The sequence below is a fragment of the Prevotella histicola genome (genome assembly GCF_055385135.1).
Genome location: NZ_AP043793.1, coordinates 1,859,547 through 1,879,996 on the forward strand (window position 1 = coordinate 1,859,547; position 20,450 = coordinate 1,879,996).

General features: G+C 39.3%; 19 protein-coding genes. 6 read left to right on the forward strand and 13 right to left on the reverse strand.

Annotated elements, in window-relative coordinates:
• Nucleotides 1-71: 71 nt before the first annotated feature.
• Genes ACZ48L_RS07360 through ACZ48L_RS07385 form a run of 6 tightly spaced genes read right to left on the reverse strand, consistent with a single transcriptional unit; the run spans nt 72 to nt 5,864 of the window.
• The gene (locus ACZ48L_RS07360) at nt 72-482 is read right to left on the reverse strand and encodes a GtrA family protein (RefSeq protein WP_025792796.1); all 411 of its coding nucleotides are present in this window, start codon (nt 480-482) and stop codon (nt 72-74) included.
• A complete protein-coding gene (locus tag ACZ48L_RS07365; protein ID WP_464721982.1) occupies nt 445-1,041 on the reverse strand; it encodes an HAD family hydrolase in 597 nt (198 codons plus the stop codon). The genes ACZ48L_RS07360 and ACZ48L_RS07365 overlap by 38 nt, the downstream gene beginning before the upstream one ends.
• Complete coding sequence (locus ACZ48L_RS07370; protein ID WP_278573783.1) at nt 1,038-1,919, reverse strand: decaprenyl-phosphate phosphoribosyltransferase; 882 nt, start codon at nt 1,917-1,919, stop codon at nt 1,038-1,040. The genes ACZ48L_RS07365 and ACZ48L_RS07370 overlap by 4 nt, the downstream gene beginning before the upstream one ends.
• Nucleotides 1,916-2,941 (reverse strand): acyltransferase family protein, encoded by a 1,026-nt coding sequence (locus ACZ48L_RS07375; protein WP_025792798.1) that lies wholly within the window; start codon nt 2,939-2,941, stop codon nt 1,916-1,918. The genes ACZ48L_RS07370 and ACZ48L_RS07375 overlap by 4 nt, the downstream gene beginning before the upstream one ends.
• A gap of 2 nt (nt 2,942-2,943) precedes the next feature.
• Nucleotides 2,944-4,038, reverse strand: coding sequence for an acyltransferase family protein (locus ACZ48L_RS07380; protein WP_025792800.1), 1,095 nt, complete (start codon nt 4,036-4,038; stop codon nt 2,944-2,946).
• Nucleotides 4,035-5,864: a phosphoethanolamine transferase gene (locus ACZ48L_RS07385; RefSeq protein ID WP_025792802.1), complete on the reverse strand. Its 1,830-nt coding sequence runs from the start codon at nt 5,862-5,864 to the stop codon at nt 4,035-4,037. The genes ACZ48L_RS07380 and ACZ48L_RS07385 overlap by 4 nt, the downstream gene beginning before the upstream one ends.
• A gap of 337 nt (nt 5,865-6,201) precedes the next feature.
• On the opposite strand from ACZ48L_RS07385, the gene ACZ48L_RS07390 reads away from it, so the two are divergent.
• Entirely contained in the window at nt 6,202-7,131 is a 930-nt protein-coding gene (locus ACZ48L_RS07390; RefSeq protein ID WP_025792803.1) for a helix-turn-helix domain-containing protein, read from the forward strand.
• A gap of 985 nt (nt 7,132-8,116) precedes the next feature.
• Here ACZ48L_RS07390 and ACZ48L_RS07395 read toward each other — a convergent pair.
• Complete coding sequence (locus ACZ48L_RS07395) at nt 8,117-8,245, reverse strand: hypothetical protein (RefSeq protein WP_464721983.1); 129 nt, start codon at nt 8,243-8,245, stop codon at nt 8,117-8,119.
• 202 nt (nt 8,246-8,447) lie between these two features.
• On the opposite strand from ACZ48L_RS07395, the gene ACZ48L_RS07400 reads away from it, so the two are divergent.
• The 5 genes from ACZ48L_RS07400 to ACZ48L_RS07420 all read left to right on the forward strand — a co-directional run bounded on the left by ACZ48L_RS07400 (nt 8,448) and on the right by ACZ48L_RS07420 (nt 13,715).
• Entirely contained in the window at nt 8,448-8,669 is a 222-nt protein-coding gene (locus tag ACZ48L_RS07400; protein ID WP_044114011.1) for a hypothetical protein, read from the forward strand.
• A 250-nt stretch (nt 8,670-8,919) separates the two neighbouring features.
• A complete protein-coding gene (locus ACZ48L_RS07405) occupies nt 8,920-10,134 on the forward strand; it encodes a rolling circle replication-associated protein (RefSeq protein ID WP_148295463.1) in 1,215 nt (404 codons plus the stop codon).
• Nucleotides 10,135-10,151: 17 nt separating this feature from the next.
• Nucleotides 10,152-11,921: a major capsid protein gene (locus ACZ48L_RS07410; protein WP_081767875.1), complete on the forward strand. Its 1,770-nt coding sequence runs from the start codon at nt 10,152-10,154 to the stop codon at nt 11,919-11,921.
• Between the two features lie 29 nt (nt 11,922-11,950).
• On the forward strand, nt 11,951-12,370 hold the full coding sequence (locus ACZ48L_RS07415) for a hypothetical protein (RefSeq protein ID WP_025792808.1): 420 nt from the start codon (nt 11,951-11,953) through the stop codon (nt 12,368-12,370).
• A gap of 70 nt (nt 12,371-12,440) precedes the next feature.
• Nucleotides 12,441-13,715, forward strand: coding sequence for a hypothetical protein (locus ACZ48L_RS07420; protein WP_025792810.1), 1,275 nt, complete (start codon nt 12,441-12,443; stop codon nt 13,713-13,715).
• Between the two features lie 595 nt (nt 13,716-14,310).
• Here the strand turns inward: ACZ48L_RS07420 and rseP are convergent.
• From rseP to tsaB, 6 genes are all read right to left on the reverse strand, one after another.
• The gene (rseP, locus tag ACZ48L_RS07425) at nt 14,311-15,711 is read right to left on the reverse strand and encodes an RIP metalloprotease RseP (protein WP_025792979.1); all 1,401 of its coding nucleotides are present in this window, start codon (nt 15,709-15,711) and stop codon (nt 14,311-14,313) included.
• A gap of 12 nt (nt 15,712-15,723) precedes the next feature.
• Entirely contained in the window at nt 15,724-16,884 is a 1,161-nt protein-coding gene (locus tag ACZ48L_RS07430) for a 1-deoxy-D-xylulose-5-phosphate reductoisomerase (protein WP_008823697.1), read from the reverse strand.
• A 22-nt stretch (nt 16,885-16,906) separates the two neighbouring features.
• Nucleotides 16,907-17,428, reverse strand: a complete 522-nt coding sequence (rimM, locus tag ACZ48L_RS07435; RefSeq protein ID WP_025792981.1) for a ribosome maturation factor RimM — start codon at nt 17,426-17,428, stop codon at nt 16,907-16,909.
• A 258-nt stretch (nt 17,429-17,686) separates the two neighbouring features.
• Nucleotides 17,687-19,000, reverse strand: a complete 1,314-nt coding sequence (gene murA / locus ACZ48L_RS07440; protein ID WP_025792982.1) for a UDP-N-acetylglucosamine 1-carboxyvinyltransferase — start codon at nt 18,998-19,000, stop codon at nt 17,687-17,689.
• Nucleotides 19,001-19,009: 9 nt separating this feature from the next.
• Nucleotides 19,010-19,606 carry a DUF4290 domain-containing protein gene (locus ACZ48L_RS07445; protein WP_025792983.1) on the reverse strand — a complete coding sequence of 199 codons (597 nt, stop codon included), beginning with the start codon at nt 19,604-19,606 and terminating at the stop codon, nt 19,010-19,012.
• A 120-nt stretch (nt 19,607-19,726) separates the two neighbouring features.
• Complete coding sequence (gene tsaB / locus ACZ48L_RS07450; protein WP_025792984.1) at nt 19,727-20,419, reverse strand: tRNA (adenosine(37)-N6)-threonylcarbamoyltransferase complex dimerization subunit type 1 TsaB; 693 nt, start codon at nt 20,417-20,419, stop codon at nt 19,727-19,729.
• Nucleotides 20,420-20,450 lie beyond the last annotated feature (31 nt).

The following is a 20,450-nucleotide window of genomic DNA, read 5'->3' on the forward strand; positions in this document are numbered from 1 at the left end:
GAGCTAGGCTGCAGCACAATAGCAAAAGGGCACCTTTTACCAGCGTGTTGTTTGTAGAGTAAATCATAAACTCATTTCTTTTTCAAGAAGAAACGTACTAAAAGGAAGTTGATAGGTACGCAGATTGCAAACATTGGGACCATTGCGAGTTGTTTCTTTAAGCCCAATGATAGGAAAATATGGAGGGTAAATGTTTGCAGAAGGTAGTTGATTACATGTGAAAAGATGAAACCGGCGCCCCTTTTTGCCGTAGATTGTACGCGAAATGTGTATTTTGTGGATGCTATGTAGTTAAATATGAAGCTGACGATATAGGCAATTGTGTTTGAAAAGAGTGGATGAAGCCATTGTATTAAGAGCAGGTATGTACTGTATTGGATGATAACAGCCAATGTTCCTACAATGATAAAACGGACGATTTCACCGAGTTTTTCATTTTTCTTTTTAGTCTCTGAAGGGCTTAAAATATCCTTTATCTGCATAATTTATCAATTCTTTATCTCCCCGACTGTCACCAAAGGCTGTCAGATGGTAATCCTCTCGTTGAGGATAGAGGGCTTTTAATCGGTTTACTTTTTCCTGTCCGTAACAGTTGGCAGTAGTAAACATTCCAGTTAAATGCCCGTTTTTTACTTCTATTTGAGTCCCTTCTATTTGGATTTTATCACCGAATTCATCGAAAAAAGGACACACCCAATTGTCTATACTTGCACTGATAATGATGACTTTGTCTCCTTCTTCAAGGGCTTTTCTAATCCTTTTTATTCCTGCAGGACGAAGGAGTCGCTGTTTGTTGGTGTGCGCAAAGTCTCTACATAGCAAATTAAATCGGTCTATTTCCATGTTATGGAAAAACCAACTAAAGACTTTTTGCTTTGCTTCCTGGTTGGAATAAAGATGTAGTTTCATCAATAATAGTAGTGGAAGGTGCAGGAGAAATCCCGTCATAGTCTTCCTTTGACCATATACATAACGGATAAACTCAACGAATGTATCCTTCTTTGTCAGGGTTCCATCAAAGTCAAATGCACAGATTTTCATCTTAATACGTAGATAATAAAGAGGAAAGCTAAACCGAAAGCTAAGACAATGAGTTGTGTAAAGCGGTCACGGAGGATGACTTTGGTGGGGTCTCCGCTCTTCTTATCCACCACCGCGATCTGTATATAGCGTAATAAACCAACGAGAACAAACACACTTGTGAGATAGAGATAGTCTGTATGGAAGTTCTGAATAGTCTCAGGACTGACCGTATACATGATGTAGCACACTAAAGTGACGCTTGACGTGATGGTAATAGCTTGATTAATGAAGGTCAGATTGTAGCGGATTGTGTTCTGACGTGGGGCATGTCCTGTCTCATTCATCCTCACAACGTCATCTCTACGTTTGGCAAAAGAGAGGAATAACATGAGGAGAAAGGTCATTAAAACAATCCATTTGCTCAGATGAATGGAGGTAGATACACCGCCAGCCAAGACTCTGAGAACGAATCCGAAGGCAACGATACAAACATCAATAATGGCATATTGCTTAAGTTTTAGGCAGTATCCGATGTTGAGTAGCCAATAAAAGGCGATGACTCCAGCTGTTTCCAGCTGATGATCATATAATAAAAAGGTCGAAGCCATCGATAAAATAAGCATTAAAACCATTAGAGTATAACCTTGTGGGATACTGATGGCACCTGAAGCCAACGGCCTATTGCATTTGATTGGATGATGTTTGTCGTCTTCAATGTCAATGATATCGTTCAGACAGTATATGGATGAGGCTGCAAAAGAGAACGATAAGGCTGTTATCAAGCCTGCATAGATGGCTGATGGGTGTAGTAATGCACCACCAAAGAATACTGGTAGGAGTACAATGAGATTCTTAATCCACTGTTTTGGGCGAATTAATCGTATGAGGTTCTTCATTTTAATCTTTTCTCTATGGGGGTTATCAAACGGTTAAGGCTTGTGTGGAGCAACCATGCTAATGGCAAAGTAATGGCTGTAGTCATAAGGAATGTAGGCCAATAGCTCCAACCTTGCTCTTCAATATACTGCAAAACAAAGTGATCATGGATGAGATATGCTTCTAAACTCAGCGCTCCAACGAAGGATAACATCCTGTTAAAGAAACGAGGTGTACGCCGAAAGACACGGTTAAGGATAAGAATTGTTGTGATTGTCAGTGGGATGTAGAGCATCCTTTCAAGGAAAATAGGGAACTGACCATGCTTTTCTTGCTCTAAAAAGATGCTGGAGGCAAGTGCCATTACAAACATAATGAGAATCATCCATATAGAGGCTCCATCCATTTTCTCCTTCCTTTGTACTGCTGCTGCAATGTTTATACCTAAGAAATAGATAGGTACACGACTCCAAAAGATCTCTAAATGTCCCAAAGTCTCGTGTATTGGCGTAACATATTGGACAAGAATGCACCACATTATCATTGCTACTGGTAGCCAATGGTAGATAGGGTGACGTATAATAAGGTTCATATAGAAGGGGCTAACGAGGTATAAAGCCATGATAGCAGGGATATACCAGAAGGTTAACTCATCGTTTATCCAGAAGTTCCAGTTGATAGTTATATTACCGATGAGATCGATTATATTTGTACTATGCCCACTGTGCCCGACAAAATCGGGACATAGAAAGTCAGGAATGTAATACAAACAGGCAATGATAAACCATGCTGGATAGATTCGAAGGAAGCGTCTGGAGAAGAAATGACTAAGAGAAGGCTTCTTAGTCCATGAGAACCATAATCCCATTCCGCTAAGGAATAAGAAGATATCTACGCCAATGTTTCCGATTCTTCTTAGTCCAAAGAAAGTGTCATCACGGGGAAGTCCAACGTGAAAGAGTATGACGAAGATCATAGCTGCCCCCATCAGCTCACCGCGATAGCGGCTTATATTAGCTAATTCAATCTCTTTTATCTTCATTTTTATAGCGATGGATTGGGTATTTTCTTCATTAATAGTTTGAACAACCATGCCAAACAGATGGAAGAAATAATGTATAAGAGCAGTCCTGTATAGTAGTCACCACCACGGGAGATGGGGATGAAGATCTTTCTTGTTATTGGATGACAGACAAAAAGGGCTGCAGAGATGCTACCCATCCATGCCAATCCGGTTGTTAACCACGTACTGTTCTTGCCGGATAGTGCTGGTATTGTACTTAGAATCTTGACAAAGCTGATTGCTGCAGAGCATACTGCCAGTGGTACAAGATACCAACTGAGATAGGTAAAGCTCATCAGGAATACCGCAATAGTAGAGACAATGAACACGACAATATGCGTGCTCATAGACCAAGGACGCATATAACGCGCATAAAGAAGTCCTGCTCCAAAAGGTAGAATACCCCCAATGCAATTGTATCTCCATCGGTTTAGCGCATCGCTTTCAGGGTCACAAGCCAATTGAATGGCAGCACATAGCAAGATTAAAGCTACTGTCCATGTCCAATGACGACGATACATGAAGAGCCTGTAGACGATATAAAGCTGAATCATTAGACCAAAAAACCAGTAAGGGCCAGGCCATATTATATCATCGGGATGCGGAAGAACATTATTAAAAAGTCCCATTTGACCGATAATATCTATGACAGAATAATGGTGTTGACCAGGCGTTATAGCATCTAACATAGTGAATGCTACAAAGCCAACTATCATCATTCGGAATAGTTTCAGCCAATGATAACGGATAAATCCTGCAATAGGAAGTATTGAAATGGACTTTTGAGGGTTCTGTTCAGGGCTTTCGTACTTCTTGGTAAGCCCATATGCAGACAGGAAAAGGAACACTGGTACACCGTAATGGCCGAAGAAAGAAAGGATATGGAACGGTAGTAGACCAGTCCAATGAGAATGGAGTACCTGGTAGAACCAATCAACATTATGCTTGAAGTATTGATATTCGTTCTCCTGAACCACAGGTCTTAGCCAGTGGCAATAGTTATGTAAGAAGATACCTATGATGGCAATACCTCTCAAGACATCACATTCTGTTCTTGTCAGGAGTTCCTTTTTCATTTCTTTTGTTCGACGAGTTGATCGTAATCGGTAGTATTCTTCAGTAATCTTGGGCGCATCTCGTTATACTTAGGGCTGAGAATGTTATACTCGGGATGATAGTCTTTAGTACTAATTCCTGCTAAGTAAAGTAACATGTGGGGTAATGCGTCCGTCATAAAACGGCGATTCTTAGCCTTAATAATCTCTTTATATATCTCAGGATGCTCTGCTGCATACTTGCGTGAACAGTAAATCCAGAATGGAATCTCAAACTCGTAACGTGCCAAATCATAGTCTATGGCTGCTGAATGGTTCCTACATATAAATCCTCTGTTGCCTTCATAACATTCCTCACCATGGTCAGGCATATAGATAACGATGGCATCTTTGTTCTCGAAGCGTTTGACAATCTGGTATACAATGGAGTCATTATATAGTACGGCATTGTCATAATCTGCCAGAATACTGCGACGTTGTTCGTTGAGATCGGCGCGTTTTTTTGCGTAATCATCGGCTGTGAAGTGCCTACGATCGTCAGGAAAGCGTTGTCTATAGCTCACATGTTGACCGATAAGATGGAAGATTATGAGGTTATGGTCCGTATTTTCCTTTTCAAGATCCTTGTCATAATCATCCAATAGTCCACGGTCGAAACGGTATAGGCGGGTGTTGCGTGAATCAAACATAGCCTTTGACAACTCAGGATGGTTAAGAAAGAACCCTCCACTGAAGTCATAAACAGCCTGTTTAGCCTTAGGAAGGAACTGATTAGTGATGAATGTGACGTGATATCCAGCCTTTCGGAAGAGTTCAGGGAATAGTGGATAGTCGCACCATTCGCCTTTTTCGCCTACAACATGTAGGGAAAAGACGTTTTTAAACACGAAACTGGTCAGGTTCCATGGTGATACGACATCACTGAAAGGTACTAATAAACCTGTTTTCTGCAGTTTTATCTGGCGTGGAGTCGTTGGCATGAAGTAGCCATACTGCTGCGAGTGATGCTTGCCATAGCTTTCACCTATGATAAGAACAATGTTTGGCGATGTGAAAGAACAACTGTCAACTTGCATTTTGTCCTTCGCTTCAATGAGTCTGCCAATCTGTTGTGAGGCTAACTCATTGGAAAAGATACTGAAAGCCAGACGGTAGACTGGAAGATAGAACTGTGCACAGTCTTTAGTTGTTAGCTCATGTTCTACGGAACCAATGGTTTCCATAGAGAACATCTGGATCATTTCACCCTTATTATGTGCTGAACTGCAGACAGACCAAGGGAGAAGAATGAGACATAAGCCGCCTGTTGTTGCTTCTAAGATGTCTTTCATCCTGCTATTAAGTGACAGTCTCAAAGGTGAACATCTCTTTTTTATGATACCAGGCAGGATGGTTGCCAGAATATGAATCAGTATTATGAGCAATATCAGACCTACACCAGAGAATATTAAGTCCGTCGAGAAATAGCTGTTAAAGAACTCACTCGCTTCTCTACCATCGGTTTCTCCTACTAAAAGGAGCATGGACGGATTGAGCGTGGACTGGAATTTCTCCCAGCAAAAGACATCAGCAATGGTCGTAATGTAAGCGATTACGCAGAACAATCCCCTAATCCATGGGCGGATCTTTCTGGGAATGATTGTTAGAAGGGCACATAGAATATAGAGATCGAGAAACAATTCTAACCACAGATTCCCATAAACAGATGCATCAGGGGCATTACTTGGTAACTCAATGTACGAAGCGATGATTCCGATGAGGTACATGAAGAAAAAGAAAGATGCATTTGCTTTTAAGGGCAGACCCACCTTCTTCAATAGGTTAATGACGTTTCTCAAACTTCCCATGTATACATTATTATTTAGTGCAAAGTTAACTTAATTTTATGATATGCCAAGTCTTGGTGTGACAATTAACATTTTAGGCAGGTTGTTATAGGGAAAAAAAGAGAAAAAATCAGACTTAATGTATAAGGAAAGATTTTAACTTTATTGGCAAATATGGCTATGCAGAAGAGTGTTCAAAACTATATTATTTTGCACATGGTTTCCCTTTTTATAATTGTAGAATAGTAGATTTTATTTCTGAAAAGGTCATTTTTATCTTAATATGCTCTGTAAAATATGATGAACTTTTTGGTAGTAAAATATTTTTTGTTACCTTTACAAAGTTGAATTGAACTAAATGAACAATAAAAACAATCTGACAGAAGCCGCAATCTCTAATTTCAAAGATATTGTTTCGTTGATGGAGAGCAACAGAACCACGGTAGAAGGTGAGGTCTATGTGGGTTCTAAGTTTCTTGTTACCATAGGCTGTAATCCTTTTTTCAGACCGATAATAGACGAGCAAAGCCCTGTTTGCATGAATGTGGCACGTGTAGTTATCATAAGAAGTGGATGGTGTGAGCCAGTAATTGGTTTCAAGAAGTATCGCTGTGGACCTGGAGATATGCTCTTTATTAATTGGGGTGTCATGCTGAATGGTGATTCTTTTGGGGCTAATACTACCTTTGATGGTATCACAGTAACGGAAGAATATATGAAGCTTGTCTTTGGTGGAAGGATGCCGGAGGTGTTCCTTTCTCCTGGTTTGTGCTTCTCTGTCCATTTGTCAGAGCGTGAACAAACTGTGTGGAAGCAGTATGTGCGCACGCTGTACAATCTGGCTCATATCCGGAATATAGACCCTGTTGTTATTCGTTCACTCTTTGTTTCTGCGTTGAACTTCACAGAATCAATGTATAAGTCAAAGGGAAGTGATAATCATATAGCATGGTCACGCAACAAAAGAGCTATTGAACGCTTCATTCGTTTGGTAAATGATCATGCTAAAACGGAGCACGAACTTGACTTCTATGCTTCCCAACTTGATATGACGACACACTATCTTGGCATGATCATAAAGAAAGATACGGGTACAACAGCAAAGGAATGGATTGACAAGACGTTGTGTGTTTTGCTGCAATTAGAGCTGAGGCATACAAGCAAACCATTAAAGGTGATAGCTGATGAGTTTAATTTTGTATCCTTAAGTTCGTTTTGTAAATTCTTTAAACGGCGTACTGGGATGACAGCGAGTGCCTATAGATTATTGTCAGATCATGAAGAATAGCATCTTTTAGACAGTTATACTATATTATAATAAGAATCTATCCAAACTTTGTGAGGATAGATTTTTTTGTTTCTTCTTTATTTCTTTTTCTCTATTTTTGTGTGGATGATACTGTAGATATCATCATTTTGAGCTTGCTTTCTTCTTGGGTTACGATAAGCATATGGGTAGGAGAGAAGTTCTAATTCTGTGTTTAAGTAATCGAGAAATATCTTTACGAATAAAGAAGGAGGGTAAAGTGAAAAGCAAAGTAGAAACTATGATTTGCCGTTCTGTAACATCTTGAAGATCAAATACTTATAAAGTTCTTTGTAAAAGGGCATCTTTTGCATTGCAAAAGGGCGTCTTTTACACTCCAAAAGGGCACCTTTTACATCGTGAAAGGGCGTCTTTTGCAACGTAAAAGAGCACCTTCTAAATTGTAGTTATGAATAAATCTTACAAACATAGGTACTTACTGACGGTTTATTACTGGATTTACGTAGATTTGATATGTTTAGGGTTATATGCAAAGAGAGGATAGAATAGGGGTAAAAAAATAATGTTAAATTCGTTTTTCTGTACAAATTGAAATGAAGTCTTTACCTATCTTTGTAAGTATCTTATAGAATGAATATCAAAGATCTGTAACTACTTATTTGTCTATTTCGGATACAGTAAGTTGTTGAAGGGAGTAAAAGTGTGGTTTCTTGATTGCTGTATGCGATGAAAATTCAGTGAGAAATCTGGAGAAATCGCAATAGCATATGAGGGAAAAGATAATCTGATACAGAGAAGATTATCGCTACAGAGAGCTCTTTGTTTATACTTAGTAGGTCAAATATATTATAGAAAAGATACTACTGCCTAAATATTATTCAATAGAGACGATTATGAAGTGTCATAATGTTGATTATATTATTTTATTTATTTTTGCGCTAGTAACATTATTTAATTAATTCTATTCTTATGGTAAATGACAGAGTACCGATGCTATGGCGTACTACTAGACATACTTTAATGATGTCAGTAACAATTCAGCATTACGTTGATCCCCGTAACGGTGTCCATACTTATGTTGTGCGTTGGCGTGATGATAATCTTCCTGATCATGTATCGGATAATTATCTTGCATTTCGTTCCTTTGCATCTTGCATTGATTTTATCTGTACTAATTTTAATGGATAGATATAAACTTGCTCAACTTCGTTATGTAAATTGTCCTTTTCGTGATACTATTGGATGTATAGACTTCATGTGTCTTGATTGTCCTGATCCACATGAAACGCTAGAAATCTTTAACTTTTATGAATCTTTAAAATCTTGTAAAAATGAAAATGAACGTCAAAGACTTCGTGAAGAACGTACGCTTTTCTCTCGACAAGAACGGCCGTGCCCTTTTTGAGTTTACTATCGGTGGTTTTATCGCCGTATCAATCGCCTTGTACTTAACCTCTTGTTATTCTTCTATGGATGCAGAAAAGTTCCATTATCATGGATCCGTAGGAAAATCTCAGCATGTTACTAATGTTATAGTACATCCTGATTCAGTTCGTTAATTTGTTTTAGTTTTTAGTTATTATGTTCTCTCGAGCACTCGGAAATATTAATCCTTGTTTACGCCCTCACCGCATTTACAATCGTTATATTGGTGAATTCTTGTATACTAATTGTCGTAAATGTGTTCGTTGTCGTAGTTCTTACGCTTCATCTTGGGCAAATAGGATTGATTCTGAGTGCTCTTTTCATCGTTATTCCTTATTTTTAACGCTTACTTATGATAATGATCATCTGCCCTATTATGCACCATTGTTTAATTTAGATGGTTCTCGTACTGATGTATGGTGTAGTAATCGTGGTTGTGATAATGGTAAGTTTGTATCTTCTGATATTGCTCGACCAATTCCTCCCGTAGGTATGGAAGATACTGTTTGCTTTGCTTATCCATGTAAAAAAGATGTTCAGGACTTTTTCAAGCGTCTTCGTAGTAAAATAGATTATAAACTTAAACCCCGTGGAAATGAATACAGAATCAGATACTTCATTTGTTCCGAATATGGACCTAACACGTTTCGTCCGCATTATCATGCCATTTTGTGGTACGATAGCGAAATACTCCACAACGAACTTAACGTCCTTATACGTGAAACTTGGAAGAACGGTAATACGGACTTCTCACTCGTCAACAGTAGTGCAAGTCAATACGTTGCGAAATATGTTAACGGCGATTGTGATCTACCGTCGTTTTTACGCACTGAATTTACCTCTACGTTCCATTTGGCAAGTAAACATCCTTGTATCGGGTATGGTAAGGATGATGAAGAAGCGTTGTACGAAAATGTCATTAACGGAACTTATGGAAGAAATTGCCTTAATAAGTCCACAAATGAGTTTGAATTTGTCTGCCCTCCCCGTAGTCTTGAAAATAGGATCTTGCCAAAGTGTAAAGGATACCGCCGTATATCTCATTCTGAAAGAGTACGAATATATGCGCTTGCGTATGACTATGAACAAAAAGGCTTAGATTATAAGTCCTTGTTACCATTTGAGTTTGATTATGCTGCTTACCCTCATGTTGATATACATGCTTCTCTTATGTGCCTGGATTTCTGTAAGCGTTTTAATTGGACTCCTGAAATGTACGTGTGTGCATTGGAAGATTACTATTATCGTAAAGATATGTACTTATTAAAAACTCAATATGAATATCAAGTTTCTTATGTAGATAGTGGTAACCCCGTTTGTCACCTCGTAGACTTTGATTTAGACTTAATTAGGAAACTCCCACGTAGGCGTGAAGTTTTCCTTTGTAGTCCTTGGCGTTCTATTATGTCTACTTATTGTCTTGATTCTTCTGTATTGTATGACGCTGATGGTAATTTGAATGGTTGGTTATTCTATCATGTCCGTCAATATGGTTCGCATTTCTACTCTGAAAATGTTGCCCGTTATCAAAAGATACATAATGATTCTCTTAAGAATAAGAAACTTAATGAGATACTTAATAAATATATGTTTGTTTAATTTTAAAATTTATTATTATGGGTCTATTTAAAATGCCTGCTCCTAAACCTCGGCTTGCTCGTAATGGTTTTGATCTGAGTTCACGCAGAATCTTCTCTGCTAAAGCAGGTCAGTTATTACCAATTGGTTGTTGGGAAGTTAACCCTTCTGAACACTTTAAATTCTCTGTTCAGGATCTTGTACGTACAACTACTCTTAATACTGCTTCTTATGCTCGTATGAAAGAGTATTATCATTTCTTTTTTGTGTCTTATCGCTCTTTGTGGCAATGGTTTGACCAGTTCATCGTTGGCACTAATAACCCACATTCTGCGCTTAATGGTGTCAAGAAAAACGGTACTACGAACTACAATCAGATCTGTTCCTCTGTACCTACCTTTGATCTTGGTAAACTTATTACACGTTTGAAAACGTCTGATATGGATTCACAAGGTTTCAATTATTCTGAAGGTGCTGCTAAGCTGCTTAACATGTTGAATTATGGAGTTACCAACAAAGGTAAGTTCATGAATCTTGAAAACCTGATTACTTCTACTTCTTATCTTCCCTCTAAGGACGATAAAGAGCCTTCTTCTATTTATGCATGTAAGGTCTCTCCATTCCGTTTGCTCGCTTATCAGAAGATTTTTAACGACTTTTATCGTAACCAGGATTGGACGCCTTCTGATGTTCGTTCGTTCAACGTGGATGATTATGCAGATGATTCTAATCTGACCATTGAACCTGATGTTGCTCTTAAATTCTGTCAGATGCGTTACCGTCCTTATGCTAAGGATTGGTTAACGTCCATGAAGCCTACTCCTAACTATTCAGATGGTATTTTTAACCTCCCTGAGTATGTACGCGGAAATGGTAATGTTATTCTCACTAATAATAAGAGTGGATCAGTATCATTGGATAGTGGTACTGTTTCTCCTTCTTCATTCAGTGTTAATGATCTTCGTGCTGCGTTTGCTCTTGATAAGATGTTAGAAGCTACACGCCGTGCTAATGGATTGGATTACGCTTCACAGATAGAGGCGCATTTCGGTTTCAAAGTACCTGAATCTCGTGCTAATGATGCTCGCTTCCTTGGTGGCTTCGATAACTCCATTGTAGTAAGTGAAGTTGTTTCTACTAATGGTAATGCTGCTTCTGATGGTTCTCATGCTTCTATTGGTGATCTTGGTGGAAAAGGTATAGGATCCATGAGCAGTGGTACTATTGAATTCGATTCCACCGAACACGGTATTATCATGTGTATTTACTCGGTCGCTCCACAGAGTGAATATAATGCTTCTTATCTTGATCCTTTCAATAGGAAGTTGACCCGTGAACAGTTCTATCAACCTGAATTTGCTGATCTTGGTTATCAGGCTCTGATTGGTTCTGATCTTATTTGCTCTACGCTTGGCATGAATGAAAAGCAAGCAGGCTTCTCGGACATTGAACTTAATAATAACTTATTAGGTTATCAGGTTCGCTACAATGAGTATAAGACCGCTCGTGATCTTGTATTCGGTGATTTCGAGTCAGGTAAATCACTTTCTTATTGGTGTACTCCTCGTTTTGATTTCGGCTACGGTGATACAGAAAAAAAGATTGCCCCAGAAAATAAAGGAGGTGCTGATTATCGTAAAAAAGGTAATCGTTCTCATTGGTCTTCTAGGAACTTCTATATTAACCCAAATTTGGTTAACCCGATCTTCTTAACTTCTGCCGTACAAGCTGATCACTTCATCGTTAATTCATTCTTAGACGTCAAGGCAGTACGCCCTATGAGTGTTACAGGCTTATCTTCACTTTAATTTCTTGCTCTATGAATCATTTAGATAGAATGCCAAAGGATTGTTATACAATTCCAATTCCTCCATTAGAGGTTAATGGCTTAAATAATGGTATCTCTCCTATTGATGATACCTTGTATAATACGCTTTGTCCTATTAACCCGTTAACGGGTCATCGTGACGATATGTTGTCACGTTTGTTCTCTGGTCAGGTATCAGATACTGAAAAACAGTTGATAGTATCACAGTTAGTTCAGATTAAAGGTGTATCTTCACCTAAGGACTTATCGGATGATGATATATTATCTATTATACCATCTCGTTATTTGTCGGATCCTGTAGAACTTGACCGCTATCGTGATTTTGTTGATGATCTACGCAATATTGATGATAGTACTACGTTAGACACTTCGAATAATGTTACTAATGAGCCTGAGCCATCGACTAACGCTCCTGGTTCTCCTGAGTGATATTATTTGATACTGTGTGAATCCGCCCCCTACTCTTGTAGGGGGTAATTTTAATTAAAATAGTAATGTTATGCCATTTCCTATAATTCCCGCTCTTATAGCTGCCGGTTCAGCTATCGCCGGAGGTGCCATGGGCAGTGCTAGTAATCGCAAGACTAACCAAACTAATCTGCAGATTGCCCGTGAGACTAATCAGATGAATTATCAACTTTTCCAGGAATCTAATGCATTTAACGAAAAGATGTATCATGAAGCTAATGCTTATAATACTCCTTCAGCTCAGATGCAACGTTATGCAGAAGCAGGTATTAACCCTTATATTGCTGCAGGTAATGTTCAAACAGGTAATACTACTTCAGCTTTACAAAGCGCCCCTGCTCCTCAAATGCATGCTGCTCAAATGCAGCCTGATGTTAACATGGCTAATGGAATGATGTCAGCTGGTTCTATTATTAATCAGTATGCCCAAAATGAACTTGCACTTGCTCAGGCTCGTAAGACTAATTCAGAAGCTAGTTGGATAGATCGTCTTAATACTGCTTATGTTGGTAATATGAACGCTCATACAGGTGTTTTAAATTCTCAAAATGGCTTACTTGATCTTGATTTTAAGATTAAGCATGATACATTAGGTAATTATATTAAGTTATCTGATCTGTCTGTTGCTAATGCTCAGGAGACTAATAAAAGTTTGATTCTTCAGAATGTTCATCAGGATCTTGAAAACCAGCTTTCTAATATTAATCTTGGGATTCAGGATAAGTATGCTGAGCAGATGTTTAAAGCGCAGTTTAATTCTATTTTAGTACATTCTCTTAGTGAGTGGATGCATATTGGTATTGACCAACAAAATGCTAATACTAATCGTATGAATGCTAATACTAATCGTATGGACGCTAATACTAACCGTATGAACGCTAATACTAACCGTATGAACGCTAATACTAACCGTATGAACGCTAATACTAATAGTTTTGTTGGTAATGCTCAGGTGTTTAATCTTATGAATGGTGCGTTTAAAACTGCTGCTGAGACTGTTGGTGTTAAGATTGATAATTCAAATAAGAATAAGTTATTTAATGTTACTATTCGTGGTTTGAATTTGGATAATATTAATAAAGCAGGTCAAAATGTTATGTTGTCTAATCAGATAGGCGATTATTCTACTGATAAATGGTTTAGACGCCTTGGTATGGCTACTGATGGTGCCGTTGGTGGTGTCATTACTTATAATGCCGTTAAAAATTCAGGTTCTCCACGTCCCGTTGGATTTAAGACTAAACCTAAATCAGGTGGTTTTTTAAAGAAAGTTACTAAAGTTGGTTCTAAAATTGGTTTTAGATGATTCGCAAATTATTAATTGTATTATTGTCTGCTATTTCATTGCTTTTTATTGTCCGTGTTTTGGCAGCTTTGTATTGTTTGTTAATGATTCTCTTTAATTAGTCACTCTTCGGAGTGGCTTTTTTTGTTGTATATCGGTAATCCGTCAAGGTTATGTAATAAGCCTTGACAGCGTAGCCCCCGTGTCCTAACCGCACTCCGTTAGGCGCGGAGGAGCATGCCGACGACCCCGTAAATACTTCTTTCTATGTAATGTGCTGCCGTCCTGTTAATAAATGTAAATTCTATCAGTTTCACGAAGTGTCACGGCTTTAATCATTCTGCCGTGATTGCATCCTCTTGACCAATATCAACCAATATCAACCAATATACCAATATCAACCAATATCACAAAAACTGACAGAAACTATTTTATCCAATGTAGTTTTGTTGTTTAAGTGTTAAATATATGTTAAATTTTAGGTTAACATACTGATGATTAAGTGTTTAATTGTAAAAAGGGCAGCTTCCTGTTGCAGGAAGTTGCCCTTTCTTTTCTGTATCTGACTCTAATAATAAGCAGCTTTTACACCTTATTATATATAATGTCTTTGAGATTACATGATATGTAACCAGCGAAGGATGTCATTTAGGTTGGCAAATACCATTAGAATTATCAATAATGTAATACCAATATATTCTGCTCGAACCATAAATTTCTCTGAAGGCTTGCGACGAGTAATCATCTCATACAGCAAGAATACAACGTGTCCGCCATCCAATGCAGGGATAGGAAGAATGTTCATGAATGCAAGAATAATGCTAAGGAAGGCTGTCATAGACCAGAACATATACCAATCCCAGTAAGGAGGGAAAAGACTTCCGATAGCTCCGAAGCCTCCTAAGCTCTTTGCACCATCAGCAGAAGCAAGATAACGGAAGTTCCCGATATAGCCGCGCAGTACGCCCCATCCATGCTTTATACCTGCAGGGAAACTCTCAAAGAAGGAATAATGCTCCTCTACAGGCTTATAGTAAGTGGCTAAAGTAGACTGGTAAACACCGAGTTTCAAGTCTGGTGTCATGAGAACTTTCATTGTATCAATTTTCGTTTCCCCCTTATGTTGTACTGTCAAAACGACTGTTCGAGCCATGACAGAGTCCTTATGGGTATTCTTTACAGCCATTACATCGTTTAAAACACCCGTCTGATAGTTAACGTCAGTCCATGTTGAAACAGGCTTTCCATTGATAGATTTTATCTCATCTCCTGCTTTTATACCTGCTTTCTCAGCTGGTGTACCTTTCATTACACTGTCAACTTGCGCTGGAATATATGGCTCAGCGAAGAAAGGACGTGTCTTTATCATTGGCAACATGTCCATATCGCCAGATAGTTTTATGCTGACCTTCTTGCCATTTCGTAACACATCAACACGCTTTGCTTGTGCTATCTGGCGGAAGAAGTCACCGTTTACATTGGCATACTCACGGAAAGGACCTTGGTCTGTACCAAGCATTACGTCATGATCATGGAATCCCAACGCCTTAGCATCTGCATTAAAGCGCATGCCCATCTTCATATCTGACACTTTAAAGTAAGTATCTCCCCATGTAAACATGATCATAGAATAGATGAATAGGGCCAATACGAAGTTGACAAGTACGCCACCAATCATGATAAGCAGGCGTTGCCATGCTGGTTTTGTGCGGAATTCCCAAGGCTCAGGGGCCTTTTTCATCTGTTCAGTGTCAAAGCTTTCATCAATCATACCAGAGATTTTGCAATAGCCACCTAAAGGTAACCATCCCATTCCGTACTCTGTATCATCTTTCTTTGGTTTCCAACTGAAGAGCTTTCCCTTCCATTTTCCGATGCTAACATCGAAGAAAACAAAGAACTTTTCAACACGAACGCCGAAGAGTTTAGCAAAAAACATATGTCCGCCTTCATGCAGCAGGACCAATAAGGAGATTGCCAGAATAAACTGAAGCAATCTGATCAGAAATGTTTCCATTGACTTTTATATTCAAAATTTAGTGTTCATAATCTCCGTTGCCACACGTCTTGCTTCAGCATCCGTGCGAACGTATACATCATAATCTGGATTCTTATCATAAGAAACCTTGTTCATAGTCTCTTCTATGATATCTCCCATAGCGAGGAAAGAGCATTCTCCTTGTCGGAAACCAGCATTGACAATCTCATTTGCTGCATTCACTATGCATGGCATATTACCTCCTTTGTTGATAGCTTCGTAAGCAAGTGCGAGACACTTGAACTTCTTTACGTCTGGTTCGAAGAACTCTAAAGGCTTGTCAAACAGGTTGAGTCTGCTGCCATTCAGGTGTAGACGTTTCGGAAATGAGAATGCATATTGTATTGGAAGTCGCATGTCTGGAACGCCTAATTGGGCTTTTATGCCACCATCACAGAATTGTACTGCGCTGTGAACGATAGACTGAGGATGTATCAGTACCTGTATCTTTTCTGCTGGAACGCCAAAGAGCCACTTCGCTTCTATTACTTCAAACCCTTTATTCATTAATGAAGCAGAGTCTATGGTAATCTTTGCTCCCATGTCCCATGTGGGGTGTTTTAATGCATCTGCAGCAGTAACGCTCTTCAGTTGCTCATCTGTAAAGTTCCGGAATGGTCCTCCTGAGCATGTAAGAAGGATCTTCTCAATTTCGTTTTCTTCTTCTCCAACAAGGCTTTGGAAGATGGCACTGTGTTCACTATCTACTGGTAAGATAGGAGTATGATACTGTTGTGCAAGCTGAAGGATCAACTCTCCTGCGACAACAAGTGTTTCTTTGTTTGCCAAACAAATCTTTTTTCTGGCTTTTATAGCATGTATGGTTGGGGCAAGTCCCGAATAACCAACCATAGCAGTGAGTACCATGTCTATCGATTCGGACTCTACTATCTCCTCTAAGGCTTTGCTTCCGCTATATACCTTTACGTCAGGCATGTCTGAAAGCTCATGTGTCAAGGCTTCGTAATAAGCCTCATCTGCTATGACTACAGCTGCAGGATGGAAACGACGTGCCTGTTCAGCAAGTTCTTTCCAACGATGATTTGCCGTAAGAGCATAGGCTTCATAGAGGTCAGGATGTTGTGAAATAACATCCAGGGCTTGCGTTCCTATGCTGCCTGTGGAGCCTAATATGCAGATTTGTTGTTTCATTGTTCTTTCTATGTAATAAGGATCAGAGGTCGAGTAGTCCCTCTGGAATGTTTATGGTGATGGTCTTTTCTTCTGAATTGATAGCTGTTATCAATTCATTACTTGCTGGAATGAGTAGTTCATCACCTTCAGGTGAGTTGACTTCAAAGAGTGTATTGACCGTAGTTTCATCTACCGCAACTATCGTACCAACGTCTTTCTTGGTTGTATTGTCAATCAATGAGTAGCCAACAATTTGTGCCCAGGACAGTTCATTAGTACCTTCTTCTGCTAATTTCCGTGGAAAATAAACTTCAGAACCTGTCAGTTCACGTGCTTGGGCTTCTGTATTGATGTCACAAAACTTTATCAAAACGATCTCATCTGAGCGGAATCGGTACTCTTCCATAAAGAAAGGTACAAGAATTCCATCCACATTTAATAGTAGATAGTTGGCATCAACGACATCAAAGACGTCATCAGAGTATTGCATTTGCACCTCTCCATGAACGCCATGTGGCTTCCCGATGCGTCCTATTTTATAGACATCCTCTTTCTTTATCATTGTCTCTACTTAAGAATTGTGGGACTAAAAAAGTCTTTTTTATGATCTCTTCAACTTCTAGTAAGCCTACCCTTTATAGCTTTCTCCCAAAAAGTATATACCTTTTGGTCGAAAAGTATATACTTTTTAGCTGAAAAGTATATACTTTCTTGTCGAAGACTTTATCCTTTTTATCTGATAGTTGAAATGCGATAACCTAATAAGCCGATGAATGTTTCTTCTTTTCTATAAGGCTGATAAGCACTAAACATCAACAGACTAACAAATTTCTACTCTCTGAACCTTTGCACCAAGAGCGTTTAATCGCCCTTCTATATTCTCGTATCCACGGTCAATCTGTGCTATATTGTCGATTCTGCTTGTGCCTTCAGCTGTTAAAGCAGCAATTAATAGGGCAATACCTGCACGTATATCAGGGCTTGACATGCGTCCTGCACGTAGCTTTTTGGCGTGGTCATGCCCAACTACTACTGCACGATGTGGGTCACATAGGATGATTTGTGCACCCATGTCAATAAGCTTATCAACAAAGAATAACCTGCTTTCAAACATCTTTTGGTGGAAAAGCACACTTCCTTGTGCCTGTGTAGCTACAACAAGTAGAACAGAAATGAGGTCAGGTGTTAGTCCAGGCCATGGTGCATCACTGATCGTCATGATAGTCCCATCAATGAAAGAGTCTATGACATAGTGATCCTGACGTGGTATAATAAGGTCATCTTCATCTTCAATAATCTGTACACCCAGCCTACGGAAGGTGTCAAGTATCAATCCGAGGTTCGGGATAGACACATCTTTTATGCGTACACCATCCCCAACCATGGCTGCCATACCGATAAATGACCCGACTTCAATCATGTCTGGCAGGATACGATGCTCTGCACCATGCAATGATGTCACCCCTTCTATGGTTATAAGGTTACTTGCAATGCCAGTAATCTTTGCTCCCATAGCATTCAGTAAATGGCATAACTGCTGTATGTAAGGCTCACAAGCAGCATTATAGATGGTCGTTGTCCCCTCAGCCATGACAGCTGACATGATAATATTTGCTGTTCCTGTAACAGAAGCCTCATCAAGTAACATGTAATCTCCAACCAATTTGTCCGCTTGTATCTCATAAACGTCACGATCTTCAATGCGAACAAAGCGTGCTCCCAGGTTTTTGAAACCAAGGAAATGAGTATCTAAACGGCGGCGACCAATCTTGTCACCACCTGGTTTGGCAATGGTTGCTTTCCCAAAGCGTCCCAATAAAGGACCAATCATCAGAACACTACCACGGAGAGATGAGCACTTCTTCACGAAATCAATGCTCTCAAGATAATCCAACTTTACCTCATCTGCTTGGAAAGAGAAATCATTAGCCCCCAATTTCTTTACTTTGACGCCGATATCCTGCAGAAGTTTGATAAGGTTATTTACGTCAAGAATGTTTGGAATGTTACGGATTATGACCTCTTCAGTTGTCAATAGTGTTGCGCAAATCACCTCCAAGGCTTCGTTCTTAGCACCTTGTGGAGCTATCGTACCACTTAGCCGATGTCCACCTTCTATAATAAAGGACTCCATGTTTCGTCGTTATTTCTTCTTTCTACGTGACTGTGTGAACTCTTTCTCGTTTATCTTATCAAACTTGAAAGTATCTAAATCGAGTTGTATCTTCCCATCAGTAAAGCGAGCTAAGTCTGATGCTACTCGCTCATCATCGCTTGATCCATGTCCCCATTGTAGAAGACTACGCTTCATTTGGTTGGCTATGGAGCGCATAAAAAGGTCTCTACGTTCACCTGGTTCCATTGTTTTGAGCTCTTCAAATGCCTCAAACAACAGTTTACCATAGTGTTTAACAGGGATGTTAGTCATAGGATAGGTCATTGGGTCAGGCTTTGTTGCTATTTTCAAAGCATCGCTGACATCATAAGGATAGTCGATATCTAATTTGAAGTTTGCCATTAAAGCCAAGTGATCCCACAGCTTTTGTTCATAACCAGCATTCCCTCTGTTCTGAGGATTCATGCGGTCCATGATGGCAATAATAGACTCTGCGCAGCTTTGGCGCTCTTCCTTTGTAGGGAGAGATATGGCATAATCTACCATATTTTGTACTTCACGCCCATACTGTGGTAGTATGAGCCGTTCACGCTGTGTGTTATAATCTAATCCTTCTATATTCATTTTCTTCTATTGACAGGGGTGTCGTGGGATATGAAAGGTGAATGAGAAAAAGTGTCAGTACTGTTATTTACCATTCACTATTCAAACTAACTTCTGGTTTATAAATACTAGTTGTATGACTCAGAGTAATGGTTTAGCCTCCTTGGCAACAAAGTCTTTGAGGTAGAAAGGTACATAATATGCGACATCCTCAAACTTTTCCTCTGCGATTCTCTTCTCAGCCAATGGTAACATGTTCTTTGCAAGGGCTTCAATGCCTGTTATCAGATGGGCATTAGGGTGATTGATTACCTTCATACATTTCTCAGCTCCATTGCCAAAGAAGTAAACTGGCCCTTTGTCAAGGTACTCTTGATAAGTGTTTTCATCAACGATATCTGCATGAATGGGACGAATTGTCTTCAAGCTACGGTCAAAAACCTGAGCATATACTTCCATTCTGCGAGCATCAATCATTGGAACAATCAGAGCATTTTCTTCTATCTCTTCGTGATGAAGAAGGACTGGTACGGCTAAAAGTTCCAAGGTTGGTATTGCCAATAGCTTTGTATTACGACCATAGCATATACCTTTTGCCATGGATACTCCTATGCGTAAGCCCGTGTAAGAGCCTGGACCACCACTTACTGCTACTGCATCTAAATGAAGGTTATTATCATCTATGAAGGACAAAGCCTCATCAACAAAAGTTCCTAACTTCTCTGCATGGTTCGGACCACTGTGTTCTTCCTTGTCAAAGACACAGCATCCATCATGACTAACCGCTACTGAACACACATTTGTGCTAGTATCAATGCTTAATATACAAGACATAAAAAAGTAATTATGTTCTAAATAACATGCA